22 protein-coding genes and 1 other RNA gene are annotated in these 25,344 nt (G+C 58.8%); 15 read left to right on the top strand and 8 right to left on the bottom strand.

Annotated features, from left to right (window positions below; all coding sequences use genetic code 11):
• The first annotated feature begins 74 nt into the window (after positions 1–74).
• From CU048_11570 to CU048_11530, 9 genes are all read left to right on the top strand, one after another.
• Positions 75–1,442 carry a 30S ribosomal protein S12 methylthiotransferase RimO gene (locus CU048_11570; protein QBR71805.1) on the top strand — a complete coding sequence of 456 codons (1,368 nt, stop codon included), beginning with the start codon at positions 75–77 and terminating at the stop codon, positions 1,440–1,442.
• Positions 1,443–1,719: 277 nt separating this feature from the next.
• Positions 1,720–3,015, top strand: coding sequence for a phosphohydrolase (locus CU048_11565; protein QBR71804.1), 1,296 nt, complete (start codon positions 1,720–1,722; stop codon positions 3,013–3,015).
• Between the two features lie 9 nt (positions 3,016–3,024).
• Positions 3,025–3,591, top strand: coding sequence for a hypothetical protein (locus tag CU048_11560; protein ID QBR71803.1), 567 nt, complete (start codon positions 3,025–3,027; stop codon positions 3,589–3,591).
• A gap of 123 nt (positions 3,592–3,714) precedes the next feature.
• Positions 3,715–3,811: signal recognition particle sRNA small type (gene ffs, locus CU048_11555), an RNA gene on the top strand.
• A 113-nt stretch (positions 3,812–3,924) separates the two neighbouring features.
• The gene (locus CU048_11550; GenBank protein ID QBR71802.1) at positions 3,925–5,775 is read left to right on the top strand and encodes a DNA polymerase III subunit gamma/tau; all 1,851 of its coding nucleotides are present in this window, start codon (positions 3,925–3,927) and stop codon (positions 5,773–5,775) included.
• A gap of 61 nt (positions 5,776–5,836) precedes the next feature.
• Entirely contained in the window at positions 5,837–6,160 is a 324-nt protein-coding gene (locus CU048_11545) for a YbaB/EbfC family nucleoid-associated protein (GenBank protein QBR72882.1), read from the top strand.
• A 26-nt stretch (positions 6,161–6,186) separates the two neighbouring features.
• A complete protein-coding gene (locus CU048_11540; GenBank protein QBR71801.1) occupies positions 6,187–6,792 on the top strand; it encodes a recombination protein RecR in 606 nt (201 codons plus the stop codon).
• Positions 6,793–6,947: 155 nt separating this feature from the next.
• On the top strand, positions 6,948–7,313 hold the full coding sequence (locus CU048_11535; GenBank protein ID QBR71800.1) for a VOC family protein: 366 nt from the start codon (positions 6,948–6,950) through the stop codon (positions 7,311–7,313).
• Between the two features lie 76 nt (positions 7,314–7,389).
• Positions 7,390–8,460: a hypothetical protein gene (locus CU048_11530; protein QBR71799.1), complete on the top strand. Its 1,071-nt coding sequence runs from the start codon at positions 7,390–7,392 to the stop codon at positions 8,458–8,460.
• Positions 8,461–8,483: 23 nt separating this feature from the next.
• On the opposite strand, the gene CU048_11525 is transcribed toward CU048_11530, so the two are convergent.
• Positions 8,484–9,653 (bottom strand): DNA recombination protein RmuC, encoded by a 1,170-nt coding sequence (locus CU048_11525; protein QBR71798.1) that lies wholly within the window; start codon positions 9,651–9,653, stop codon positions 8,484–8,486.
• A gap of 162 nt (positions 9,654–9,815) precedes the next feature.
• Here CU048_11525 and CU048_11520 point away from each other — a divergent pair, with 162 nt between their 5' ends.
• Positions 9,816–10,688: a hypothetical protein gene (locus CU048_11520; GenBank protein ID QBR71797.1), complete on the top strand. Its 873-nt coding sequence runs from the start codon at positions 9,816–9,818 to the stop codon at positions 10,686–10,688.
• Positions 10,689–11,313: 625 nt separating this feature from the next.
• Here CU048_11520 and CU048_11515 read toward each other — a convergent pair.
• A complete protein-coding gene (locus CU048_11515; GenBank protein ID QBR71796.1) occupies positions 11,314–11,823 on the bottom strand; it encodes a hypothetical protein in 510 nt (169 codons plus the stop codon).
• Here CU048_11515 and CU048_11510 point away from each other — a divergent pair.
• The 3 genes from CU048_11510 (at position 11,812) to CU048_11500 (ending at position 13,846) form a co-directional block, all read left to right on the top strand.
• Positions 11,812–12,024, top strand: a complete 213-nt coding sequence (locus CU048_11510) for a hypothetical protein (GenBank protein QBR71795.1) — start codon at positions 11,812–11,814, stop codon at positions 12,022–12,024. The genes CU048_11515 and CU048_11510 overlap by 12 nt on opposite strands.
• 363 nt (positions 12,025–12,387) lie before the next feature.
• Positions 12,388–13,359 carry an aldo/keto reductase gene (locus CU048_11505; protein QBR71794.1) on the top strand — a complete coding sequence of 324 codons (972 nt, stop codon included), beginning with the start codon at positions 12,388–12,390 and terminating at the stop codon, positions 13,357–13,359.
• A 163-nt stretch (positions 13,360–13,522) separates the two neighbouring features.
• The gene (locus CU048_11500) at positions 13,523–13,846 is read left to right on the top strand and encodes a hypothetical protein (GenBank protein ID QBR71793.1); all 324 of its coding nucleotides are present in this window, start codon (positions 13,523–13,525) and stop codon (positions 13,844–13,846) included.
• 65 nt (positions 13,847–13,911) lie between these two features.
• Here CU048_11500 and CU048_11495 read toward each other — a convergent pair whose 3' ends face one another.
• The 3 genes from CU048_11495 to CU048_11485 all read right to left on the bottom strand — a co-directional run bounded on the left by CU048_11495 (position 13,912) and on the right by CU048_11485 (position 16,363).
• A complete protein-coding gene (locus tag CU048_11495; GenBank protein QBR71792.1) occupies positions 13,912–14,736 on the bottom strand; it encodes a hypothetical protein in 825 nt (274 codons plus the stop codon).
• Between the two features lie 56 nt (positions 14,737–14,792).
• Positions 14,793–15,893: a heat-inducible transcriptional repressor HrcA gene (gene hrcA, locus CU048_11490; GenBank protein ID QBR71791.1), complete on the bottom strand. Its 1,101-nt coding sequence runs from the start codon at positions 15,891–15,893 to the stop codon at positions 14,793–14,795.
• 83 nt (positions 15,894–15,976) lie between these two features.
• The gene (locus tag CU048_11485; protein ID QBR71790.1) at positions 15,977–16,363 is read right to left on the bottom strand and encodes a hypothetical protein; all 387 of its coding nucleotides are present in this window, start codon (positions 16,361–16,363) and stop codon (positions 15,977–15,979) included.
• Positions 16,364–16,696: 333 nt separating this feature from the next.
• On the opposite strand from CU048_11485, the gene CU048_11480 reads away from it, so the two are divergent.
• Both CU048_11480 and CU048_11475 read left to right on the top strand, forming a co-directional pair.
• Complete coding sequence (locus CU048_11480; protein ID QBR71789.1) at positions 16,697–19,426, top strand: glycosyltransferase; 2,730 nt, start codon at positions 16,697–16,699, stop codon at positions 19,424–19,426.
• 328 nt (positions 19,427–19,754) lie between these two features.
• Positions 19,755–20,564: a lytic transglycosylase gene (locus tag CU048_11475; GenBank protein ID QBR71788.1), complete on the top strand. Its 810-nt coding sequence runs from the start codon at positions 19,755–19,757 to the stop codon at positions 20,562–20,564.
• Positions 20,565–20,574: 10 nt separating this feature from the next.
• Here the strand turns inward: CU048_11475 and CU048_11470 are convergent, their stop codons facing one another.
• Genes CU048_11470 through CU048_11460 form a run of 3 tightly spaced genes read right to left on the bottom strand, consistent with a single transcriptional unit; the run spans position 20,575 to position 25,308 of the window.
• On the bottom strand, positions 20,575–22,407 hold the full coding sequence (locus tag CU048_11470; GenBank protein ID QBR71787.1) for a glucoamylase: 1,833 nt from the start codon (positions 22,405–22,407) through the stop codon (positions 20,575–20,577).
• Between the two features lie 22 nt (positions 22,408–22,429).
• Complete coding sequence (locus CU048_11465) at positions 22,430–22,729, bottom strand: hypothetical protein (GenBank protein ID QBR71786.1); 300 nt, start codon at positions 22,727–22,729, stop codon at positions 22,430–22,432.
• Positions 22,726–25,308 carry an excinuclease ABC subunit UvrB gene (locus CU048_11460; protein ID QBR71785.1) on the bottom strand — a complete coding sequence of 861 codons (2,583 nt, stop codon included), beginning with the start codon at positions 25,306–25,308 and terminating at the stop codon, positions 22,726–22,728. The genes CU048_11465 and CU048_11460 overlap by 4 nt, the downstream gene beginning before the upstream one ends.
• Between the last annotated feature and the right edge of the window lie 36 nt (positions 25,309–25,344).

The following is a 25,344-nucleotide window of genomic DNA, read 5'->3' as shown; positions in this document are numbered from 1 at the left end:
TCATCGTGATCTAGGAGCGCGTCAGGCGAGGGCGATTCGCTTGCTTGGACGCCTCCCCCATGCCAAGCAGACGCATGCCCGATCAAACCCACGCTGTTTCCGCACCTCCTGCGGCGCAAAGCCGAGCCGCGCCCGCGCCTAAAATCTCCTTCGTGTCGCTGGGCTGCCCCAAGGCGCTTGTCGACAGCGAGCAGATTATCGGCCGGCTGCGCGCCGAAGGCTATGAGCTCACCAAGGCGCATGAGGGCGCGGCGGCGGTGATCGTCAACACCTGCGGCTTCCTTGACAGCGCCAAGGCCGAATCGCTTGCCGCAATCAGCGCGGCCGCCGCGGAAAACAAAAAGATCATCGTCACCGGCTGCATGGGCGCGGAGCCGCAGGCCATTTTGGCCAAATTCCCCGACCTTCATTGCATTACCGGACCGCAAGATTTCGACTCGGTCATGCAGGCGGTGCATGAGGTCATTGCACCGCCGCACGATCCCTTTGTCGATCTCTTGCCGCCGCAAGGCATCAAGCTCACGCCACGCCATTATGCCTATGTGAAGATCTCGGAAGGCTGCAACAATCGTTGCTCCTTCTGCATCATTCCGAAATTGCGCGGCGATCTGGTCTCCCGCCCGGCGGCGGATATATTACGCGAAGCCGAAAAGCTCGTCGCGGCGGGCGTCAGGGAACTTCTCGTCATTTCGCAGGATACAAGCGCCTATGGCTTGGACCTGAAATATTCGGAAAGCCTTTTTCACGATCGGCCGGTCCGGGCAAAGTTTATCGATCTCGCGCGGGAACTCGGGGAGTTGGGGGTCTGGGTCAGGCTGCATTATGTCTATCCCTATCCCCATGTCGACGAGGTGATCGACCTGATGGCCACGGGCAAAATCTTGCCCTATCTCGACATCCCATTTCAGCACGCCAGCAAAAATGTCCTGCGGGCGATGAAACGCCCTGGCGATCAGGAAAGGACGCTGGAGCGAATCGGCCGATGGCGGGCGACCTGCCCCGATCTGGCGTTGCGCTCGACCTTCATCGTCGGCTTTCCCGGCGAGACGGAGGAGGATTTCACTTTGCTTTTGGAATGGCTCACCGAGGCGAAACTCGACCGGGTCGGCGCGTTCAAATATGAGCCGGTCGAAGGTGCGGCCGCCAACGACCTCGGCCTGCCCGCGGTGCCGCCGGAGGTTCAAGACACCCGCTACCGACGCTTCATGGAACATTGCCAAAAGATCAGCGCCCGCAAGCTCAAGGAAAAGGTCGGCAAGCATATTTCAGCGATTGTCGATGAGGCCGGCCCGCGCGGCGCCGTGGGACGCTCCAAGGGCGATGCGCCCGAGATCGACGGCAAGGTTCACATCGCCGCCCGCCGGCCCTTGCGGCAAGGCGAGATAGTCACCGTGAAGATCGAGCGGGCCGATGCCTATGACTTGCACGGGATAGCGGTTTAGAAGGCAAGGAAGCGTTCAAAAGTTTCTTATCTAGAACTTTGCCGTTCGCGCCGGCCTCTTGCCGTTCTTTCCCACCCCTTGGGATTCGCCGATAAATATCAACGCGCTGCGCCCTTGGCTCAGCGGCCACGAGGAGCAGGACGTCCCAGCAACAGTACCAAAAATGGAAATGGACTGTTTACCTCTGCGCATGTATGTTCTCTTTTTGTTCATATGGCATTTTGTGCAAGATTGCTGAGGGCCACTATCATGCCACCTGATTCGGATTCACTTGGCTATGAAGCACAGTCACGAGTTTCGCGACCCAATACACACCTTCATCTCGGTAAGAACCGACGAGCGTAAGGTGATTGATTCTCGGCCGTTTCAGCGGCTGCGCCACATTCATCAGCTTGCTCTGTCGTATCTTGTTTACCCTGGCGCTACTCACAAGCGATTCGAGCACTCGCTAGGCGTGATGGACATCGCCTCACGGATTTTCGATATCGTGACCGCACCGGAGAATGTGCATCACGACAGCGTTCGCAACATTATTCCTGATGAGCAAGCACGCTATTATTGGAAGTCTGTACTGCGCATGGCGGCCTTGTGTCATGATGTCGGACACTTGCCCTTCTCCCACGCCGCTGAGAAGGAGCTTTTGCCCAAAGATTATGACCATGAACAACTCACTAAAGACATTATCTACAGCGGGGAGATGGAAGAGATATGGAAGGGAATGACGCCGCCGCTAAGATCAGATGATATCGTGAAGCTGGCGGTCGGACCGAAAAAAGCCGCACCGCTCGAATTGAATACTTGGGAAACGGTGTTAGCCGAAATCATCATCGGGGATGCGCTTGGGGCAGACAGAATGGACTATTTGCTGCGAGATTCTTATCACGCAGGAGTGGCCTACGGCACATTCGACCGTCATCGCCTGATCAACACGCTTCGTATTTTACCGGCTGAGTATCAAGAGTCGGACGAACCGGCGCTGGGCCTTGAAGCAGGTGGGCTAGAGTCGTCAGAAGGGCTGATGATCGCCCGACACTTCATGTACAAGCAGGTTTACCTTCATCACATCCGACGTGTATACGATATCCATCTGAAAGACTTCCTGACGAAATGGCTCAAAGGGGGAAAATTTTCCACGGACCTCAACAAACATATGAATATCTCGGATGTTGAGGTTCTCGTGGCCATTCGTAGGGCCTATGAAAATAAGCAATCCTCTCAGCACGTACTAGCGCGTCGGATTCAGTGTCGGGAGCATTTCCGACTTTTCTACGAGGCTGCGCCATCCGACACGCAAGGTGGAAAATTGATCCCAGGAAAAGTTATAGCCGAAGCGGCAGAAGCGGAGTTTGGTTCGGATCGAATTCGATACGACCACATTCCCCCCAAGACGGCGGCTCCTATATTTCCAGTGCTGATATTCGATGGAAAGATCGAGTCGTCCCTGCAGCGTTCCCAGGTACTCAAGCGTATGCCTGAAATTGGCGTCGATAACGTCTACTGCGACAAGTCCATTCTGACGGAAGCGATTGCGTGGCGAAATCTTAAAAGAAATTCCCTGCTAAGTCTTGAATAGGAACAGATTATGGAGCGTCTCTCTTACAGTTCTCGATGTGCACTCGTCGTCGCGCTAGCCACGCGGCTACGTAGCCGAGGCAGTTGGTGTGGAGAGACTCACCTGCAGAAAGCTCTTTACATCTTGCAGGACCTCTCTAAATCAAACTTCGGCTATAAGTTTGTAATCTACAAACACGGGCCGTACTCTTTTGAAGTCAATAATGAATTGACGGCGATGCGGGCTGCAAACATCCTCGAATTTCAATTTCCCAGAGAAGGCTATGGTCCGAGCATTGCACCAACATCTTTCGGAGAGCGTGTTTTCAAGGTCCATGAGAAGAACATCCAAGAGTATGTTCCAATAATAAGCTTTTTGTCCGAGTGGTTCGCAGCGAGCGACGTGAGGCACTTGGAAAAGGTTGCGACTGCATATTATATCACCAGGAAAAATCCTCGTGATCCGGCGATTGAACGTGCAAAAAAACTCAACGCGTTGAAACCGCATGTTGATATTCAAGCAGCAGAAGAAGCTGTTCGCATTGTAGACGAGAAGCGGAAGCAGGCTAAAACTCAGTTGGGGGAGATAGCGGCCTGAGCGTCGGCGTGGACAAATGACCGCTCACCACCCTTTCCACCCTTTGCAGAAATTCAATCTGGGGCGCTGCCAAAAAACTTCCCGAAGCTTGCGAATTTGCCACGCATGGTCCAAATAGGGGCTGGGAGGTTGGCGGTGGACGCACCACTCGCCAACCGGGTCAGGTCCGGAAGGAAGCAGCCCTAACGAGACCGGGCGGGTCTCTGTCCAGCCTCCCACCTTAGCCTAGCAGCTTAAGCTTTGCTATAATTTGGCTTTCTCCGGCGCGATTTGGTCAGGATTGGCTCATCGGCCGGGTCAAATATTCTCTAAAACCCCCGAGTGGCCCGCGCGATGCCGGACGACCGCATGGAACGAGGCTCGACTGCCCCGGAGGAAACCGCCCCAGGTCTCGGATTGGACGCCGTGAACGCCGCGCCGCCAAGTCCCTACCGCGTCCTTGCCCGCAAATATCGCCCCGCCCGTTTCGAGGACCTGATCGGCCAGGAGGCCATGGTCCGGACGTTGTCGAATGCCTTCGACCTCGCGCGAATTCATCAAGCCTATATTTTGACCGGCGTGCGCGGGGTCGGCAAAACCACGACCGCGCGGATCCTCGCCCGTGCCTTCAATTATGAACTGCCGGCATCCGGCGATCGCCAAGCGGTGACCGCCCCGACCATCCACATGCCCGAACTCGGGATTCATTGCCAGGCGATCATCGAATCGCGCCATGTCGACGTCGTGGAAATGGACGCCGCCTCCCACACCGGGATCGACGATGTCCGCGAGATCATCGAGAGTGCGCGCTACCGGCCGGTCATGGCGCGCACCAAGGTCTATATCATCGACGAAGTGCACATGCTCTCCAAACCGGCCTTCAACGGCCTTCTGAAAACTTTGGAAGAGCCTCCTGACCACGTTAAATTCATCTTCGCGACCACCGAGATCGAAAAAGTTCCGGTCACCGTCCGCTCGCGCTGCCAGAGATTCGATCTGCGCCGCGTCGAGGCCGGGGTGCTGACCGACTATCTCGCTTCGATCTGTTCCCAGGAGGCCGTCGCGATCGAGGACAAGGCGCTTGCCCTGATCGCACGCGCGGCCGAGGGCTCGGTGCGCGATGCGCTGTCCCTCCTCGACCAGGCGATCGCGCATGGCGTCGGCGAAGGGATGGCCAAGATCGACGCGGACGCCTTGCGGACCATGCTCGGGCTTGCCGACCGGGGCCGCATCATCGATCTTTTCGAAGTCCTGATGCAAGGCCGAATGGGAGAATCGCTCGCCATCTTGAAGGACCTGCATAATTTCGGCGCGGACCCTTCCGAGATCCTCCTGGCGCTTGCCGAGTTCGTCCATCTCGTCACCCGTCTGAAGCTCGTGCCGGAGGCGGCGCAAGACGCATCCTTGACCCCCGATGAACGCACGCGAGGCCGGCATTTTGCCGACGCGCTGTCCATGCCGGTCCTGACTCGGGCATGGCAATTGCTGTTGAAGGGCTTACGCGAAGTCAAGGACTCGCCGCGCCCCCTCGCTGCGGCCGACATGGTTTTGGTCAGGCTCGGCTTTGCGGCCGATCTGCCAACCCCCGACGAGGCTCTGCGACAGCTTACGATGGCGAGTGGCGCCGGCGAAGACGAAGCTCACGCGCGGAACCCCAGTCCGCCCGGACGCGGACCGATGGCCGTTGCGGCGCGTGCGCCGCTCGCAGCCGTTTCGCGGGCGCCCCAACAAGAGGCGCCGCGGCCTTCGATCTCGCTTGCCGGGTTCGAGGATGTCGTGGCGCTCGCGGGACGCCATCGCGACATTCAATTGAAGATTGCGCTGGAACGCGACGTGCGGCTGGTTTGCTTCGAGCAAGGCCGCATCGAGTTTTCAGCGGTCTCCGGCGCGTCGCCGCAACTTGCGCAAACGCTTTCGCGCCGCCTGCAGGAATGGACCGGCGAGCGCTGGATGGTTGCGATTTCGAGCTTGCCAGGCGCACCAAGCCTGAAGGAACAGCAAGACGCAAAGGCAGCCGAAGCCGTTTCCGACGTACGCGCCGAGCCGCTTGTCCAAAGCGTGCTCGCTGCTTTTCCGGGCGCGGAGATTGTTGGCGTCCGGGTGCCCGAGTCCGTGAGCCCGAACGCGCCCGCCCCCGGGCCGGAGAACCAAGCGGGTGATGAAATCCGCTTTGGAGACGATATCTATATGGACGACGAACTCTGAGCGGAAAACGCGGGAGTTCGGTCTATTGGCGATCCAGACAGCAATGAGCAAGGAAATTTCAATGCGCGACATGTTCGGTTTGATGAAGCAAGCCCAGGCCATGCAGGAAAAAATGCAGGAGATGCAGGCCGAAATGGAGCGGATCGAAGTCGAGGGGCAAGCCGGCGGAGGCATGGTCCGCGTGACCCTGACCGCCAAAGGCCAGATGAAGGGGCTCTCCATCGACGATCAGCTTCTCAAGGTCGACGAAAAAGTGATCCTCGAAGATCTGATTGTCGTCGCACATGAGGATGCCCGCAAGAAAGCTGAACGTCTGGTCGAAGAAAAAATGAAAGGCGTCACTGCCGGCCTTGCGCTGCCGCCCGGTATGAAGCTGCCGTTCTGATGGTTGCGTGTTAGGGCTTCGGTCCGATGGCTGACCGCGTCGCCGGCGCCGAAATCGAGCGGCTCATTCAACTGCTGGCGCGGCTGCCGGGACTTGGACCGCGCTCGGCGCGGCGCGCGGCGCTGCATTTGATCCGCAAGCGGGAGGAGCTTCTGGCACCGCTTGCTGATGCATTGCAGGTCGCCCGCGAAAAGATTGTGACCTGCTCGATCTGCGGCAATGTCGATACCTGCGATCCTTGCACGCTCTGCGTCGACGAGCGGCGCGATCGCAGCACGCTGGTCGTCGTGGAGACCGTTGCCGATCTCTGGGCTCTCGAACGCGCCGCCATCCTCACCGCCCGCTATCACGTGTTAGGGGGAACCCTGTCACCGCTCGATGGCATAGGGCCGAAGGATTTGAATCTCGAAAGCCTGGTCGACAGAGTCGCGCGCGATCACGTCAAGGAAGTGATCCTGGCGGTGAACGCGACCGTCGATGGGCAGACCACGGCGCATTACATCACGGATCTTTTGGCGCCCTTGCAGGTCAAGATCACGCGGCTGGCACATGGCGTTCCCATCGGCGGCGAACTCGATTACCTCGACGAGGGAACGCTCGCCGCCGCAATCCGCAGCCGGACCGCATTTTGACATTTTGAGCGCGTTGAATCGGCGGCTGGGTATCACGAGACCTTCATGACGGAGCTTTACTTGGCGGCTGTGCGCCCAAAATATCCGCGTGCGCGAGCAATGAGCTGTGCACAAATCCAAAACAAGAATCCAGCAGCGAAACACAAGGAGCGATCATGGCTAACCCATTTGTCCACGTCGAGCTCACCACCGGGGATGTCCCAAAGGCGAAGTCTTTCTACGGCTCGCTGTTCGGCTGGAATTTGGTGGACGTGGAGTTCGGTCCCGACATGACCTACACAATGGTCAATGTCGGCGAAGGCACCGGCGGCGGCATGATGAAGACGCCGGCCCCCGGCGTTCCAACGGCTTGGCTGCCTTATGTGCTGGTCGATGACGTTGTTGCTTCGACCGCGAAAGCAAAATCGCTTGGCGCGACCGTGATGAAGGATGTCACGGAAGTCCCGGACGCAGGTTCGTTCTCGGTCATCCTCGATCCGACCGGCGCGGCCATTGGTCTGTGGCAACCCAAGGCAAAGTAACCGAGGACCGCTGATCCGCGGTTGACCCTTTCACCGGTGCAGCTGCGGTTCATGTTACCAAAAACGAGGGGGGACGATGAGCGCGCCATCAAATTACCAGGCGATCCTGGAACGAAGTCTCAAAACGTTTATGCCGGATCGTGGCGCTGGAAGCACAACCCCCGTCGTCAACACAGTGGGCGGAATTCTGGGGGTCTATGCCGGGGGCACCGTCGGTTATCTTCCCTTTGGGCTCCAGTCCCTCGGCGGCGCGGCTGTCACGCAAGCGACGAGGTTTGAGCTTGCTTCCGTCACCAAGACATTCACCGCGGCCTTGCTCGGAGAACAGCCCGCGCTGTTTTCAGCCGCGGTTTCACAGTCGCTGAATAAAATCAGCAGCGATTATTCGCTCACGGCGATGGGACAGCAAATCACCTTCGAGGAACTCGCCACATTTTCCGGCGGGTTTCCCGATGATACGCAGAACAATCCTGTCAACCCGCCGACTCAGGACAATTTTGTCGCCTATGTGAACGCCCTATCACCGTCGCAACTTCCCGCCCCCTACGCCTATTCGAACGATAGCTTCGGTTTCCTGGGCCAGGTGCTCATGGGATTGCAGGGCTATGATATCAAACAATTCGGGCAAGGCACGCCAATGCTCGATGACTGGTATAGCGCGAACATCACCGGGCCGAAGCAACTGCAAATGTCCAGCACGTCGACATCCGCCGCGGGTTCGGAAATGGCCATCGGCTACAGCTATGGCAATGGTGTTTATACGCCGCATCCGCCGTTTCCTTGGGCGCCCTGGGGCGCGGCGGGGGCGCTTCGATCTTCGGCCGAGGACATGATGATCTATGTCCAAGCCTATCTGGGGGTCACGCAGATCGGCGGCATTTCCGTGCCTCCCGCTCTAACTGCCGGCATGCAAGCGGCCATTCAACCCACCAGCTTCAGCGCTCCCGATGGCAATAAAATGGGTTTTGGCTGGGTCGTGACGCCCAAAGGGATTGTCTTCAAGGACGGAGGTCATGTGGGTTTTTCGAGCTGGGTCGGGCTTGTGCCGGCGTCGCAAATCGGCCTGGTCATTCTCGTCAATACCGGGGGCAATCCCGTCGGGGACGTGGGCCTTTATATTCTGAATGCGATGCTCAACGGCGGCTGACTTCGCCGGGCATCCGTGGCGCATCATTCCGCCGCTTTGTCGAAGAGCTCGGCGGAAACCTCGCTCATCGGCGTGGCAAAATCCATCCGGTCGATCCGCGTGCCGCGCCGGGCGATCTTTTCCGCCGACGTCATGATTTGCGCCACATCCTCTTGCGCGGTTTTGAAATGCGTGTCGAGTTTTGCAACGCGTGTCTGCAAACGCACAACTTCCTCAACGAGACGGCGCACCTCGGCTTGGATGACATGGGCTTCCTCATGCACGCGCGCATCGCGCACGATGGCTTGCATGACTTGGACGGCCATCATCATCAAGGACGGCGAGACGATGATGATGCGGCTCTTATGCGTCTTTTGGATAACATCCTCGAAATGCTCATGGAGATCGGCGTAAAGCGATTCCGACGGCACGAACAGAATCGCGATTTCCTGGGTTTCCTGCGGCAGAAAATAACGCTCGGCGATATCGCGGACATGTTTCGAGACGTCGCCGCGCACTCTTGCCGCCGCTTGTTTGCGCGCCTCGTCGCTTCTTGCCTCCTTGAGCGCGGTAAAAGCTTCGAGCGGAAATTTCGCGTCGACCACCATGAGCCTTGGATCGCCCGGCAGCCGGATCACGCAGTCCGGCCTTGTATTGTTCGACAACGTATATTGAAACTCAAAGGAGGAAGCCGGCAGGCCATCGCGGATGATCGCTTCGAGCCGGCCCTGGCCAAAGGCGCCACGCGCCTGCTTATTGCCGAGAATGTCCTTAAGACTGACCACTTCCTGGGTCAGCGCGGTGAGGCGGGCTTGCGCCGCGTCGATCACCGCAAGCCTTTCGTGCAACCGGCCGAGATGCTCGCCGGCGGTCTTGCCCGAGGCTTCAAGACCGGCGCCGACCCGGGTTCCGACCACGTCGAGTCGGTCGGTGACGAGCCGCGCAAGCTCGGTCTGGCGCGACCCAAGAACCTCCGCCACGCTGCGGACCCAGCCGGTCAGACCGGCATTCTGGCGGGAGATTTCTTCCATTGCGCGCAGCATTTCGCGCTGGCGTTCCGCGGCGGAAAACGCTTCCAAACTGCGGGCACGGGCGCCGCTCCCAAGGTTCCACACCAGGACCGCAAACAGCAGCAAGCCAAGGGCCGCCCCGCCGAGGACAAGATCGGCGATCGCGACCGGTGTACCGTTCAGAACAAACAGGACCCGTTCCATCCGCTTGTCTTTAACTGATTCGGCGTGCGCTGGGAACGAATTAAGAACGCAAATCAGGCCGTCACAAAAATAAAGGAAAATCCGCGTGCTATCAGTCGAAGTGTGCAACGGACGGGCGCGGGCGGGGTTTTGATGAAGTCATGGTCGGCAATGAGGCAACGGATGCGCTTTATCTATCGGGTTCTTTACGACGCCTATTGGCGATTCGTGCAGGACGATGGCTGGGCCATTGCCAGTCACATTGCTTTGTCGATCCTGACGTCGCTTTTCCCGTTCCTGATCTTCGTGACGGCGCTGGCGGCTTTTCTGGGCTCGAAGAATCTTTCCGATGAAGGGATAACCATTCTGTTTCAGACCTGGCCGCAGCAGGTCGCCGCGCCGATCGCGAATGAAATCCATAGTGTCTTGACGCAAGCCCGAAGCGGGATCCTCACGATCGGCGTCATTCTTTCCATTTATTTCTCTTCAAGCGGAGTCGAAGCGCTCCGGATCGGGCTCAATCGCGCCTATGGTGTCCGGGATTCGCGGTCCTGGTGGCTGTTGCGGCTCGAATCCATCGCCTATGTTTTCGTCGGCGCCTTCTCGCTCCTGACCCTGGCTTTCCTGGTCGTCTTGGCTCCGCTGATCTGGACGGCGGTACTGCATTTCGCGCCCAGGCTTGAGCCCCTCCATCATCTGTTCACGGTCGGGCGCTTCGCAATTGCAAGTTTAGTGCTTTTGCTCGCGCTCATCCTTGCGCATGAATTCCTGCCCCAGGGACGGCGATCTTTGCGCGAGATTGCCCCGGGGATTTTGCTGACTTTCACGCTTTGGATCGCGGCGGGTATCGCGTTCGGGTCCTACCTCGCCCAGTTCGCACGCAATTACGTCACCACCTACGCGGGCCTGGCGTCGGTGATGATCGCCCTCGTCTTCCTCTACATGATCGCTTCGATTTTCATCTTCGGCGGCGAATTGAACGCGGCCATCCAGCGGGCAAAAGGCAACAAAGACGGAGATTGGAAGATCGGCTCGCCGCCCCCGACTAGCTCTTAGCGCAGGGTTCATCCCCGACGTTCTTTCGACCGCCAAAATAATCAGAATCTGCTGGCGGCCGAGGAACTAGTGTTAAGCTTTCACAGTTATTTAGAAAGGCTCAGATTATGGTGATCATGGGCCGCGCCGATGGCTGCCCATCTAGATGCTGGACAGCCTGCGAAGCGGACCCGCCATCATCCAATCCGGGCCGTCATTCTAGGGAGGCAAATCGATGAGGATCGCTCAGATAGGAACGGTGTTTGCTGCTTTTTTGCTCGGAGCTATTCCAGCTACGGCGCAGCAGTTTGTGTCAGGCTCTGCGGGCGTAGGGAGCAATAAGGATATGGAATGGGTGTCGAACTGTCCGGTTGGGACAACGGTCATTTCGGGAAGCTGCCTTCTCCCAGGGGGTGGTTCAGCGGCGTTGCATAGCATGGGAGTGAATCTCGAAGCCAACACTTGGCAATGCGTGTGGACCCACAGCGCTCCAAAAGCGAACGTGCAGGCCATCTGCGCCGGCAAGCCCTGAAGGCTTGCGGCCCCATAACGTCGTCGGCGGGCCTGCCGTTACTGGCTGGTCTGCCCTTGAAGATGATTTTTCCAAAATTCCACCTTCTTGGCGCGGGAACCGTAAGGCACCCAACTAATGCAGGCGGGCGCCGGGAGGCAATTCTTGCATGTTGGCGGCGACCGACACGTGCTCGACAGGCGCCAGCACAAAACTTCGATATTGAAGCGCCTTGGCCAGGGATCGGCTGGCCATCAATACAGGCCGGATATCTTCGCTTCCCAAAAGATCCATCGCGGCACGATATTCGGTTTCCTCGTCTTGTCTTTGCGACGCCGCGACAAGCCTCAATACCAGATATTCGTCCCGGCAAAGGCACCGGCAAACCGAAGAGCGCCAGACAATTTCCTTTCGAGCCTGTTCGTTCAAGGTTCGCGTGAACAGATGAAACTGGGCATGGAGAACCCGCGCCGATTCGCGGGCGACGAACCGCAGCAATACGTCGAACGCGCAATCCCAATAAAGCTCATCCCGGGCGCAATATCCGGCCATCCACAAGCGGTATTGAGCGAAGAACAATCTTTCCGCAGGCGCATCTGCATGAACGGCAGTGATTTGGGGATGTGCGGTATCATGCTGGATCATGACGGCCTCCTTGGTCGGAAAAGCGGATCAACGTTCTGGGAGAAGATGGACGGATTTGCGGGATGGCCGATCGTCCTGGCCGAGGTGGGCAAGATGCCAGACGGCGAAATTACGGGCCTTGTCGGCGACGCATTCGTCCGGGCATGCCCCGTCGTAAAAGATTTGAAGGGCAATAACGCACAGGCGCGTCAGCTCGTCTAAATTCGTGGGCCGAGTATCCAATCGCAGGCTTATAGTATGAGCCAATATTTTATTTATTCTAGTTCTTTCCTTCATAATATCGCACATGAGAACGCTCCATTGCTATGGAGACGCAAATATAATTTCGTAAATACATCAATACAACAACTATGTTTTTTAGCTATTCTAATTCTATGCTATGCATTCATATCAGGAACGCCGCAAAGTAGTTTTTTGGGCGCCTTGCTCGGGTCGGCAAAGGTTTGGGAGCGCGAAATCGCGCCTATCGGCCCGATAACCGCGTTCGAAGCCGTCTTCCGCAATTGAAGGTCCCTACTGAAGCCGATCTCGGTCCGTTTTCTCCTCGGTCAAAGGATCTTCCTCATGGACTATGTGCGTCTTGGTTCAACCGGCCTGAAGGTTTCTCGGCTGTGCCTCGGTTGTATGACCTACGGCTCCCCGCAATGGCGGGAGTGGGTTTTGGATGAGGCTGCGAGCCGGCCCTTCATTCGCAAGGCGCTGGATCTCGGAGTCAATTTCTTCGACACGGCCGACATGTATTCGCTTGGCGACAGTGAAGAGATTCTCGGCCGGGCCATCCGTGATTTTTCGGCGCGCGATGACGTCGTCATCGCAACCAAAGTCTTCCAGAAGATGAGCGACAAGCCGAACGACCAGGGTCTGTCCCGTAAACATATCCTTGCAAGCATCGATGCCTCCCTGCGGCGGTTAGGCACCGACTATGTCGATCTCTACATCATCCATCGTTTCGATCCGGAGGCCCCCATCGAGGAAACCATCGAAGCCCTGGACATCGTCGTGCGCTCCGGGAAGGCCCGCTACATCGGCGCCTCCTCCATGAACGCCTGGCAGTTCATGAGGATGCTGGGCCTCCAGGAGCAGCACGGGCTTGCCCAGTTCGTCTCGATGCAGAACCATTACAATTTGATCTATCGCGAAGAGGAGCGGGAGATGTTGCCGCTCTGCCGCGAACTCGGCATTGCCGTCACGCCCTGGTCGCCGCTCGCGCGCGGCCTTCTGGCGGGATCCCGCAAAGCGAAGACGATTAGAGCGACCACCGATCGCCCGGCCCAGCAATGGTACGACCACCATGCCGAGGAGGACGCGATCGTGGCCGCCGTCGAACAAATCGCCGCTGGCCGGGGCGTGCCGCCAGCTCAAATTGCACTCGCCTGGCTTATGAGCCGGCCCGGAATTACGGCGCCGATCATCGGCGCGTCGAAACCGCGGCATCTTGACGATGCGGTGGCGAGCCTATCGCTGGCCTTGACGAACGAGGAAATGTCCCGGCTCGAAGCCCCCTACCGGCCGCGCCCTATCGCGGGCCACGAGTAGATTTTGACCGCCGACGCATTGCCATCGCAGCCGGTGTTGAAACTCGCCTCTGGGGGACCCTGGAGGAACTGTGCGGCAGACTTCTCGTTAAGTGGGAGAATGTCGGCAGCCCGCGGGCAGACGTGCCGCGAAGTCGACCAAAGATCGTTCGAGGAGAACTCTTATGTCAAATCTTCCTCTGATAGCCATGGCAGCGTGCGTTGCCATCTTTGTCAACTCGGAGGCGCTGGCGCGTGCAAATATCACGACGGACTCGTGCCTTGCGCGCAATCTTTGCGCTTATGTCGATACCAAGGGTCGCGTTACCTGCGGACCGTGCCCCGGGCAGGCAAGAACGGTACGCGCGAATCTAGCGGTGGCCAGCCAGAGCAAAAATACTTTGAAAACCTGTACCGCCAAATGGAAAGCGATGACGGCCTCCCACAAAGCGAAAACGAGCCGCGCGGACTTTACGGCGGCGTGTTTTTTTAAGGCCTCGGCAAAATGAAGGCTTGTCGCGCCGGCGCTGCCACACGATGAAAGCCGCCACGAAAAAGCTTTTATCATCGTGATCTAGGGCGCGCTCCAAAGCGCGACGCAGCCGAATCTTGCATCGGTCGGCGCGGTTTCCGCGATCAAATTCAGGACCTCGCCAGAGCTGCGATAGCGGCTTAACGCTCTCAGGCCTTGTTCCAGCGCCTCCATCGGCGCCGCGGCGCTGATCGCGACAATAAGATCCGCGCCGAAGGGGGCGCGCGTTTGCAGACTAAAACGAAATGTCGGGGCTTGAACAACCCGCTCATCGGCACCGAAAGGATAGAGCGCCTGTACGGTCCCATCCCCCGCAATGTCAAAAAGAATGAGGGCCCGGCGCGCCACGTCGGTAACTTCAATTTCAACCCTTTCGCCCTTGCGCTTCAATTTCGTTCCCGTCGGGGCCTTGATCGGCTGGGGTTTCGACGCGGCGATTTTGCAAAGGCCCCGCGCCACGGCCACGCGGTCAATGACGGCGGGCAGGTCTGCCGCGTCAATGTCATAGGCGACGATTCCGTCGCCGGTCGTGGCGGTGCGCGACGCGGCATCCCAAACGAGATCGGGGTCGGCGGCCAAAGCGACGGTCTCGAATCGCGCCACGCGTGGCAGCACGCCGGCCAGGCGATTGGTGCTGCCATCGGCGACAGCCACGCGTATCGTATCGAGCGGTGGCGCACGTTCATTTCCGGATCCGGTTTTCGGTTCTCGAAAAGGTGCCATCGGGATCATGTCATCTCCCGGGTCGAGCAGCCTGATCCCACGGCTGGGGCCCCCTTGAGAGTTGGCGGAAAGCCGCGGCGTGATGGCAAGCCAGGAAAAACCCGTGGCCGCCAGCAAAACCATCGTTGCGGTCCGGCCGATCACGGTTGCGCGCTCAAGGGCGGAACAAGAACCGGAAAGAGAGGGAGCATGGCGGAGCTTTATCGCGCTTGCAGGAGGCGCTCGACGGCCTTGGACGTATAATCCACCATGGGCACGATCCGCGCATAGTTCAGCCTTGTCGGACCGATCACCCCGAGCACGCCGACGATGCGTTGCTGCCGGTCGTGGAACGGCGCGGCAATCATCGAGGACCCGGATAGGGAGAAGAGTTTATTTTCCGATCCGATGAAGATGCGAACGCCATCGCCGCCTTCGGCCCGGCTCAACAGGTCGATCACATCCTTTTTCGTTTCGAGATCGGCGAACAGCAGACGGATTCGTTCGAGATCCTCGATCGCCGTCAGGTCTTGAAGCAGATTGGCCTGACCTCTCACGATAAGCTGCGGTCCCTGCCCCGCCGACCCCGCCCAGCTTGCCAAGCCAGCATCGACCAGCCGCGTGGTCAATTCGCCAAGTTCCGCCTCGGCCAATTTGTGGGAGGCGACGATTTCGCTCTTCACCTCCGGCAATGTGCGGCCCCTGATCCGCGCGTTGAGATAGTTGCCCGCTTCGCTAAGGGCGGAGGGCGGCAATCCCGCCGGGATTTGAAGAATGCGATTTTCGACCGATCCATCCTCGGCGACGAGCACCGCGAGCGCACGCTCCGGCTCGATCCGGACGAACTCGACATGTTTCAGCCGCGCATTTTCCTTAGTCGTCACCACGACCCCGGCGCCGCGGGTCAGGCCCGACAACATCATCATCGCGTCCCCAAGCAGTCCCTCAAGGGTCTGCTCCTGGGAGGCCGCTTTGACCTGCGCCTCGATCTGCTCGCGTTCGCCTTGACCGATGTCACCCAACTCCAGCAGGGCATCGACAAAAAAGCGAAGGCCAAGCTCAGTCGGAAGCCGCCCTGCGCTGGTGTGCGGAGCATAGATCAAGCCAATCTCTTCAAGGTCCTGCATCACATTGCGGACCGACGCCGGAGAGAGGGGCACGGGCAAAAGCCGGGCAAGGTGCCGTGACCCCACGGCCTCGCCATGCGCCAAGTAGGAATCGACGAGCAGTCGGAAAATTTCCCGCGAGCGGTCGTTCAGACGCGCTAGATTATTGCCATCAAGACGGGCGGGATCGGTTGAACGGTCCAAGGGAATTGCCATGTCGGTTAGCATGGCCGTCAATGGCCAAAGATGCAAGCAAGCGAGCGCGGGGCGCGATGCCCCTGTCCCTCGGTTTTAAAAACTCACACAATTTGGCGTACCATATTCCCATTCGCGAAGGCTTCGTCGACGGCTGCGTTAAGGTCGCTGATACGGAACGGCTTTTGCAGAATTTTGGTCTCCGAGAACTCAGGATCGACCCCCTGCGCGTCATAGCCGGAGACGAACACGAAAGGAACCCCGCGTAGCTTCAGTGCCGAGGCCACCTTATCGCTTCGCGCACCGTTAAGATTAATGTCCAAGATGGCGAAATCGGGAGACGTCTCCGCCAGGAAATCCAGCGCACCTTCAACCGACGCCGTTGCATCGACAGCTTTGCAACCGATTTCCAACAGCATGTCTTCGATCATCATTCCGATTATCGCTTCGTCTTCAACGACGAGGACCCGAAATTCGTTTTTATTCAACACGGACCCACCCCTGACTGAGTACCTTTGTTACAAACCGCTATTGCCAAGACATGGTTCCGCAAATTTAACACATTTTTAATGATGCCGGGGAGCTCCGCGTCAGTAAAAATGTCGAGAGCCGAACGGCCTGCGTCATGACAGCCAAATCCACGGTCACGCTGCGAGTCAGGTCCGCGAAAGGTTTTTTGGCTTCAATCACTTCGACACGCCCCACCGACGCCGCATCAAAAAACGCGGCACGCGGTGCCCTTTCGCTTTCTAGCACCGGCCGAGTTGTAATGGCATGCGCTACTGGTTCGATGTCCCGCTCCCCTTCGTGACGAGCGCAGCCGAATGACCGCCCCCCAGTCCGAACTATTGGATCGCTCCCCGTCAAGCCAAGATGAATTTCGTATCCGGGCCCTCCTGCAAGTTGCGGTGACCGAAGCCCTTGGCTTTCTCAATTCCGGCGCGCCAGAAGAAGCGATCGCCCACATCCGGCAATATGACGAACTCGCCGCGCGCAGCCATGTGGGATGCCATATTTTCGGGTTAATTTATTTCAACGCCGACGACTTGCCTCGGGCGCTCGCATGGTTTGATCGCGCGCTTGCCTTGCAACCCGGCTATTTGGAGTCCCTTTGCGCCCGCGCGGTGGTCTTGCAACGGCTTGGTCAGCCGGAAGACGCCCTCAAATCTTTCGAGGCAATCCTGGTTCTTCAACCAAACGATGCCGAGACCCTATTCAGTATCGGCGCCATTCTGCAAAGTCTCGGACGTATGAGCGAAGCGCTCGCCGCATATGAGAAGGCGCTGCGGTCGAACCCGTCTCATTGCGAGGCGCTGACGAACCGCGGAGCCTTGCTGGATCGGTTCGGACGTTTTGAAGAAGCCCTCGACTGTTTCGAGAAGGTCGCGGCGATCCGACCCAACGATAGCGCAAATTTATTCAACAAGGGATCCGTCTTACAAAAACTTGGCCGGCTCGAAGACGCGCTGGCGGCTTTTGAGGAAGCCGCGCGGCTCGGTCCACCCGACGCCGAAACCGAACTCAACCGAGGCAACGTTCTTCAAAGACTCGGCCGTGTCGAGGAATCGCTGATCTGCTATGATTTGTCTTCCCAATATCGTCAGGGTTATCCTCAGGCCCTGTACAACAAGGGCATCGCACTGCAGGGCATCGGCCGCGTCACCGACGCGCTGGCGGCCTATGATGCGGCCCTGACGCTTGATCCCTTCTATTGCGAGGCGAGTTGCAATCGCGGCAATGTCCTGCACGAACTCGGCCGGCTCGAAGACGCGCTGGCCGCCTACAGGGATACGCTAAAAATCCGGCCAGGATTCTTGCCGGCCTTGATCAACCGCGCCAATGTCTTGCTGCAATTGGGCCGCGCCGAGGAGGCCATCGAATCCTGCGACGAGATCCTGCGGCGTGATCCAAAACAACCGAAGGCTCTCGGTATCCGTGGCGCGGCCCTTCACAAACTTGGACGATTGGAAGACGCGCTGGCCGCTCTCGATGCGGTCGTTCAGTTTGCGCCCGCGCCCCCCGACGCTTGGCTCAATCGCGGCAATGTCCTGCAGGAACTTGGAAGGCATTCCCAAGCCATCGCCTGTTATGACGAAGCTCTGGCCGCAAAGCCTGACTACCCCGAAGCCCTCTCCAGTCTCGGAGTCGCCTTAAAGGACGCCGGAGAAATCGATAAAGCGCTATTTTATTTCGACCAAGCTCTGAAGCACAAGCCCGACTATCCAGATGCCCGCAATAACCGCGCGGGCGCGCTCCTCCTCGCCGGAGATTTAGAAGCCGGCTTCGAGGATTTCGAATCTCGCTGGGAGCGCTCGAATGCGCCATCCAAGACTTTTGTCTCGGGGCTGCCCGCTTGGAACGGCGAAAACATCGCGGGTAAGTCCATCGTGGTCTTTGATGAACAAGGTCTCGGCGACCTCATCCAATTTTCGCGCTACTTGCTTGATCTCGTCGATGCCGGGGCCGAGGTCACCTTGCTGTGCCGAAAAAACATGCACCGGCTTCTGCGCACACTACCGAAGCCCATTCGTCTTGTCGAAGCGCTCGATTCCACAAACCGTTTTGCTTACCAGATCGCGCTGATGAGCCTCCCCCGCGTTTTCCGCACGACGCTCGGGACTATTCCAGCACCAATCCCCTATTTGCATCCGGAGCCGGCCCTCGTCGTCGAATGGGCCGAGCGGATCGGCCGCAACGGTTTCAAAATCGGCGTCTGCTGGCACGGCAATAAATTCATCAACCTCCAACGGTCGTTTCCCCTGGCCTGTTTTGGAGCGATCGCGGCGATCGACAATGTGCGTTTGATCAGTCTGGTGAAGGAGCAAGGCCCTATCGAGGTGGTTGCAGGCGATCGCCGGTTCAATATCGAGAGCCTGGGCAGCGCATTCGATGCGGGTTCGGATGCCTTTGTCGATTCGGCCGCGGTCATGGAAAACCTCGACCTCATCGTGACTTCCGATACTTCAATCGCGCATCTCGCGGGGGCTTTGGGACGGCCGGTTTTTCTGGCCCTCAAACATGTGCCCGACTGGCGTTGGTTGATGCACCGTGAAGATTGTCCGTGGTACCCGACCATGCGTCTGTTTCGGCAGACGGAAAAAGGCGGCTGGGAGGCCGTGTTCCAGCAGATCGCAGAGAGCGTTCGGACCTGCATGGCCAGACAGCGGACAGAGGGTGGAGGCCGGCCAAGAACAATCGATATCCCCGGTCCGTTTAGCGAGCTCATCGACAAGATTGCGATTTTGGAGATTAAGGAAGCTTCCGTTGCCGACCCCGCCGAACTCGGCGATATCCGGCACGCGCTGGCTGGGTTACGGAAGCTCCAGGTGGACTGCAACGCGGGGGGCGCGCGATCCGCTCAACTCGAGGCCGAACTCAAGGCCGTGCATCGCCTACTGATTACGCTTGAGGAGACGTTTAGGAAGCACGAAGCGCAAAGCGATTTCGGGGCCGGCTTCGTTGGAGTGGCAAGACAGATTTTTCTGACCCATGAGCGGCGAGCCGATCTCAAAGAGCAGATCGACGTTCTTTTGCGTCCCCTCAATGAGCGTTGATTATTTTTTCAATGCGGGCCCTCGACCCGGTTCTCTTGGCGCCTCGCGGCCCGGGCTTGGTCCGCCCGCAGCTGTCTCGCCAATTCGGACGAACGGTCCCGAATCAAAGTTTGGGGAATCGGCAATTGGCCTGTTTGAATAATGCGTTATGCATGCTAACGATTCTGGCTCGCTCACGTGCAATGTAAACAGCTCGCCGCGTTTTCGTTCGCCCGCCTTGCGGGAGGTTCTGCGCCCACCTATATCCCGCCGCTTCGAAACCCCAACTACAAGTTGCAACAAGCGCCCGATCAACCACCTTCCTTGCATTTCAGCTGGAGCCGTTTTTATGCGATCGATGATCCGCTTTTCGGCGTTGCTCATTTGCCTCCTTTGGCTGGCTCCGGTTGAAGCTGCGACCTGCCGCGATCCAGCCGGTTTCGAGGCATGGCTTGCCGGTTTCAAGCGGGAAGCTGCGGCGCAAGGCATTTCCCAATCGGCAATTAGTGCCCTCGATGGTGTCAGCTATGATCCCTCCATCGTTTCGAAGGATCACGGCCAGCATGTTTTTCATCAAAGCTTCGAACAATTCGCGGGCCGAATGGTCAACTCCTACCGACTCCACAAGGGCGCCGCGCTTATCAAGCAATATGGACCGACCTTTTCCCGGATTGAGCAGACCTATGGCGTACCAGCTCCCGTGATTGTTGCGATCTGGGGTCTCGAAACAGATTTCGGCGCGGTCAATGGCAATACGCCAACTTTACGGGCCCTAGCCACTCTTGCTTTCGATTGCCGCCGCACCGATAGATTTCAGGCCGAGCTCCTCGATGCCTTGCGCCTTGTTCAGCGCGGGGATTTGGCCCCGGGGGCAATGCGGGGCGCTTGGGCCGGCGAACTCGGCCAGACCCAATTCATGCCATCGTCCTATCTCAAATACGGTATTGATTTCGACGGCGATGGGCGGGTCGACCTCATCCATAGCATCCCCGATGTGCTCGCCTCGACCGCGAATTACCTCAAGGGTTACGGCTGGCAGCGTGGCGGTGACTGGACGCCGGGATCGGCCAATTTCGCCGTCATCAAGGAATGGAACAAGGCTGACGTCTATTCGCGGACCATCGCCTATTTCGCCTCGAAGCTCGCCGGCAACGAGTGAATTTTCCAGACTAAAACAAAGCCGATGGATCGTCATCCGTCTCCGGGGCTTTGGCACCGGAGCGCTGTTCCGCGGGCTTTGCCGCCCGATTGAGATTATAGGCCGAGTTGATCAAGGCGATATGCGAAAAGGCCTGCGGAAAATTGCCGACGAGTCGTTTTGCGGCGGGATCATATTCCTCGGATAACAATCCGAGATCATTGCGCACGGCGAGAAGCCGCTGGAACAATTGCCGGGCATCGTCCAACCTCCCCAAGAGCACGAGATTATCGACGAGCCAGCAGCTGCAGGCGAGGAATGCTCCTTCGCCCGCCGGCAAACCATCCTCCGCGGTCAGCGTATCGTAGCGGCGCACGAAGCCATCCACCACCAAGCGCCGTTCGATTGCCTCGACCGTGCCGCGCACCCGCTTGTCCTCGGGCGGCAAAAAGCCCACGAGCACGATCATCAGAAGGCTGGCGTCGAGCTGCTTCACGCCATAGCTCTGTGTGAAGGTCCCGAGTTCCGCGTCGAACCCTTTCTCGCAAACCTCGTCGTGAATGCGCTGGCGCAGCTGCCGCCAATGATCGAGCGGCCCCACAAAGCCAAATTGCTCGATGCTCTTGACCCCTCGGTCGAAGGCGACCCAGGCCATGACTTTCGAATGGGTGAAATGGCGGCGCGGCCCACGCACCTCCCAAATTCCTTCGTCGGGAAATTCCCAGATTTTTTCAAGATGCTTCAAGAGTTCGATTTGCAGCATCCAATCCGACGCATCCGAAACCAACCCACGATTGCGGCTTTGATACAGGGCGTCGAGCACCTCGCCATAAATATCGAGCTGCAATTGAGCCGCCGCCGCGTTGCCGACGCGGACCGGTTTTGCGCCGTCGTAGCCGGAAAGCCAGGGAAGAGTCCGTTCCGGCAAGAACCGCTCGCCGCCGATCCCATAAAGAATTTGCACCAGCGACGGTTCGCCGCCCACAGCGCGGATCAGCCATGCGCGCCACCGCTTGGCCTCATCCGCGTAGCCCGCATTCATCAGGGCGAGCAAAGTGAAGGTCGCGTCGCGCAGCCAACAAAACCGGTAGTCCCAGTTACGGGAGCCACCCAATTGCTCCGGGAGTGAGGTGGTTGGAGCTGCGACGATACCGCCGCTTTCCTGAAAGATCAGCGCCCGCAACGTGACCAGCGAACGGACGACCGCAGCCGACCATGGGCCTGCTCCCTCGAACGGTTTGGACCAGGCACTCCACGTCTTCTCGGTTTTCTCAAGCGCTTGAATGGGATCGATCGCCCTTGGAGTCTCCAGATAGGATACGCCGTAGCTCAAAGTAAAATCCGTCGTTTCACCGGCCACGGCGGTGAATTCGCCGACATGGGTGCGGCCTTTGGGACGAAGCCTGATGGGCGCGCGAAGGACAAGGCGGTCAGGCCCCGCGACAGCCTGCAGGCTCCCATCGTCGCAGCGGCGTACCCATGGCACGACCGAGCCGTAATCGAACCGGATGATGAGTTCGGTCCTAAATTTGACGCTGCCCTTTTTGCCTTGCACGAGACGAATGAGATGCGAGCCGCGGGTGCGCGTCGGCATGAAGTCCACGACCACGGCAATGCCTTCCGTGGTTTCGATCGTGGTTTCGAGGATCAAGGAATTGCCGCGATAAGTTCGGGTCACTTTGGCGGCTGGATCGACCGGCTCGATCATCCATCGCCCATTGTCCTTGCTGCCAAGGAGACCGGCGAAACAAGCCGACGAATCGAAACGCGGCCAGCAGAGCCAGTCGATGGAGAGGTCACGCCCGACGAGGGCCGCCGTCTCGCAGTCTCCGATCAACGCATAATCCTCGATCTTCAATGGCATGTGTCGGCCTCGAGAGTTGCGCTCAGCGCCAATGATGATATTGCCGCCAATAGGGTGAAGGCAAAAGATGTTGATGGCGGTGGCGATGCCAGGGGCGCGGATTGCCGAGCGCATTGGGCCCAAGCGACTGCGGAACCGGATCGGGGATCAAATGCTGATGCCAACGCGGTTCACGCGCACCCTCGCCGATTTGTCCGTTCGGGCCAAGCTGCTCCGGAAAGGGCGTCGGGATCAACTGCTGGCCGGCCGCGGAGGGCAAGGTTGAAAGGCACAGGCCCGCAAGCAATGCCGTCGCGCCGCATCGGCATCGCGCAGGGCTCACCGCCGCTTGCCTTTCCAAGCCCGCGTCCCGCCTTTGCCGGCCGATGAGCGGGGCTTGGCCTCCCCGCCGCCAAAATTATGCGGCCCCATTTCAGCGTCGGTCGGCTTATGCGGCCGGCTCGCGGGCAGATTGGCGGCGCTTCCATATTTCCGCGTGCCGCCAAAAGCCCCGGCCTGCGCTTCCACATCCCGCTGACTGGCCAGCGGGTCATCGGCAATGGCGAGTTCCACTTGCTGAAGACGCTTCAATTCGTCGCGATAGCGCGCGGCTTCCTCGAAATCGAGATTGGCGGCGGCTTCCCGCATGCGCTTTTCGAGATCGGCGATGGTCGCCTTGAAATTATGTCCTGCGAGCATTTCCGGCACGGCGAGACCGGCATCGACCGTGACATGATCTTGCTCATAGACCGAGCCCAAAATATCCGCGATTCCGCGTTTGATCGAGGCTGGCGTAATCCCATGGGCGGCATTATAGGCCTGCTGCTTTTCACGCCTACGGTCGGTCTCGGCGATCGCGCGGATCATGGAGCCCGTCTCATGATCGGCGTAAAGAATGACCTTGCCGTCGATATTGCGCGCCGCGCGGCCGATGGTCTGAACCAAGGACGTCTCGCTGCGCAGAAAGCCTTCCTTGTCGGCATCGAGAATGGCAACGAGGGCGCATTCTGGAATATCCAGCCCCTCCCGCAACAGATTGATGCCGACGAGCACATCGAAGGCGCCGAGCCGCAAGTCGCGGATGATCTCGATCCGCTCGATCGTATCGATATCGGAATGCATGTAGCGCACTCGGATGCCGTGCTCGTGCAAATATTCGGTCAAATCCTCCGCCATGCGCTTGGTCAAAACGGTGACGAGGCTGCGGTAGCCTTTTAACGCCACCTCGCGGACTTCGCCCAAAAGATCGTCGACCTGCGCGCGGGCCGGCCTGATCTCCACAGGCGGATCGATGAGCCCGGTCGGGCGGATGACCTGCTCGACGAAGACGCCGCCCGTGCGCTCCATTTCCCAGGAGCCGGGCGTCGCCGACACATGGACCGATTGCGGCCGCATCGCGTCCCATTCCTCGAAACGCAGAGGCCTGTTGTCGAGGCAGGACGGCAGGCGAAACCCATATTCGGCGAGCGTCGCCTTGCGCCGGAAGTCGCCCCGATACATGGCGCCGATTTGTGGGATGGTGACGTGCGATTCATCGGCGAAGACAAGCGCATTATCGGGCAAATATTCAAACAGGGTCGGCGGCGGCTCGCCGGGACGCCGCCCAGTGAGATAGCGGGAGTAATTTTCGATTCCCGCGCAGGATCCAGTCGCTTCCAGCATTTCGAGGTCGAACATGGTACGTTGCTCGAGTCTTTGCGCTTCGAGCAAGCGGCCGGCGGCATTGAGTTCGTTAAGACGCTGCTTGAGTTCGATCTTGATGCCCTTGATCGACTGAAGAAGGGTTGGGCGCGGCGTGACGTAATGCGAATTCGCATAGACCTTAACGAATTCGAGATCCTGGGTCTTTTTGCCGGTCAACGGATCGAATTCGGCAATGGATTCGATCGAATCGCCAAAGAAGCCGATGCGCCAGGCGCGGTCTTCGTAGTGGGCCGGGAAAAGCTCGATCGTATCGCCGCGCACACGAAACACGCCGCGCGAAAAATCGCCGGCCGATCGCTTGTATTGCAAGGCGACGAGATCCGCGATGAGCTGGCGCTGATCGATCTTCTCGCCCTGCTTTACGGTGAAGGTCATCGCCGTATAGGTTTCGACCGAACCGATGCCATAGATGCAGGAAACCGAAGCGACGATGATGACGTCGTCACGTTCAAGCAGCGCGCGCGTCGCGGCGTGGCGCATCCGGTCGATCTGCTCGTTGATCGAGCTTTCCTTCTCGATATAGGTATCGGACCGCGGCACATAGGCTTCCGGCTGATAATAGTCGTAGTAGGAAACGAAATATTCGACCGCATTGTCCGGAAAGAAACTCTTGAACTCGCCATAAAGCTGCGCCGCCAAAGTCTTGTTCGGCGCCAGAACGAGAGCCGGACGATTGGTGCTCGCGATGACCTGCGCCATGGTGAAGGTCTTACCCGAGCCGGTGACGCCCAAAAGCACCTGATCGCGCTCCTTGGCTTCGATGCCCTTCACAAGTTCTTCTATGGCGACCGGCTGGTCGCCCTTTGGCTCATATTCGGAGACCACGCGAAATCTCTGACCGCCTTCCGATTTCTCCGGACGCGACGGACGGTGCGGCATCCACGGCTTTTTTTCCCTGATGTTCGGATCGCCGCGCTCGAGCAGATCCTTCAGCGATTCGACAGTCGCCGCGACGCCGGTCATCCCCACAGGGTGGTACAAGGGCGCGGAGGGAGCCTGCCCGTCGTTTGTTTCGAGCCCGAGCAGCCTCGCGTCGATGCGGGAGGCCGTCGAGACCTCAAACTCGGCTTGCGGCCCCTCGGAAACGCCAAGCTGGCGCTGGTTCAGCGCCGGATTGAGAAGCGCCGCCAGATGTTCGCCGAGCGGCGTGACCTCGGGCCGCGCCGCTTTGGAGCGGGCGGGTCTCTTTCCGCCAGGGGTTTTGGGAGCTTTCGGCATGCCCCCAATATGGGCCGAATCGGGTGCGGATCAAAG

Source organism: Beijerinckiaceae bacterium (assembly GCA_004564215.1).
Classification (GTDB): domain Bacteria; phylum Pseudomonadota; class Alphaproteobacteria; order Rhizobiales; family Beijerinckiaceae; genus Methylocapsa.
This window is presented reverse-complemented; position numbering and strand designations above follow the sequence as displayed.

What these genes read in the sequence shown, in the direction of transcription:
- CU048_11570 (QBR71805.1), top strand. Translation starts at nt 75, where the DNA reads ATGCCCGATCAAACCCACGCTGTTTCCGCACCTCCTGCGGCGCAAAGC.
- CU048_11565 (QBR71804.1), top strand. Translation starts at nt 1,720, where the DNA reads ATGAAGCACAGTCACGAGTTTCGCGACCCAATACACACCTTCATCTCG.
- CU048_11560 (QBR71803.1), top strand. Translation starts at nt 3,025, where the DNA reads ATGGAGCGTCTCTCTTACAGTTCTCGATGTGCACTCGTCGTCGCGCTA.
- CU048_11550 (QBR71802.1), top strand. Translation starts at nt 3,925, where the DNA reads ATGCCGGACGACCGCATGGAACGAGGCTCGACTGCCCCGGAGGAAACC.
- CU048_11545 (QBR72882.1), top strand. Translation starts at nt 5,837, where the DNA reads ATGCGCGACATGTTCGGTTTGATGAAGCAAGCCCAGGCCATGCAGGAA.
- CU048_11540 (QBR71801.1), top strand. Translation starts at nt 6,187, where the DNA reads ATGGCTGACCGCGTCGCCGGCGCCGAAATCGAGCGGCTCATTCAACTG.
- CU048_11535 (QBR71800.1), top strand. Translation starts at nt 6,948, where the DNA reads ATGGCTAACCCATTTGTCCACGTCGAGCTCACCACCGGGGATGTCCCA.
- CU048_11530 (QBR71799.1), top strand. Translation starts at nt 7,390, where the DNA reads ATGAGCGCGCCATCAAATTACCAGGCGATCCTGGAACGAAGTCTCAAA.
- CU048_11525 (QBR71798.1), bottom strand. Translation starts at nt 9,653, where the DNA reads ATGGAACGGGTCCTGTTTGTTCTGAACGGTACACCGGTCGCGATCGCC.
- CU048_11520 (QBR71797.1), top strand. Translation starts at nt 9,816, where the DNA reads ATGCGCTTTATCTATCGGGTTCTTTACGACGCCTATTGGCGATTCGTG.
- CU048_11510 (QBR71795.1), top strand. Translation starts at nt 11,812, where the DNA reads ATGCTGGATCATGACGGCCTCCTTGGTCGGAAAAGCGGATCAACGTTC.
- CU048_11515 (QBR71796.1), bottom strand. Translation starts at nt 11,823, where the DNA reads ATGATCCAGCATGATACCGCACATCCCCAAATCACTGCCGTTCATGCA.
- CU048_11505 (QBR71794.1), top strand. Translation starts at nt 12,388, where the DNA reads ATGGACTATGTGCGTCTTGGTTCAACCGGCCTGAAGGTTTCTCGGCTG.
- CU048_11500 (QBR71793.1), top strand. Translation starts at nt 13,523, where the DNA reads ATGTCAAATCTTCCTCTGATAGCCATGGCAGCGTGCGTTGCCATCTTT.
- hrcA (QBR71791.1), bottom strand. Translation starts at nt 15,893, where the DNA reads ATGGCAATTCCCTTGGACCGTTCAACCGATCCCGCCCGTCTTGATGGC.
- CU048_11480 (QBR71789.1), top strand. Translation starts at nt 16,697, where the DNA reads ATGACCGCCCCCCAGTCCGAACTATTGGATCGCTCCCCGTCAAGCCAA.
- CU048_11475 (QBR71788.1), top strand. Translation starts at nt 19,755, where the DNA reads ATGCGATCGATGATCCGCTTTTCGGCGTTGCTCATTTGCCTCCTTTGG.
- CU048_11470 (QBR71787.1), bottom strand. Translation starts at nt 22,407, where the DNA reads ATGCCATTGAAGATCGAGGATTATGCGTTGATCGGAGACTGCGAGACG.
- CU048_11460 (QBR71785.1), bottom strand. Translation starts at nt 25,308, where the DNA reads ATGCCGAAAGCTCCCAAAACCCCTGGCGGAAAGAGACCCGCCCGCTCC.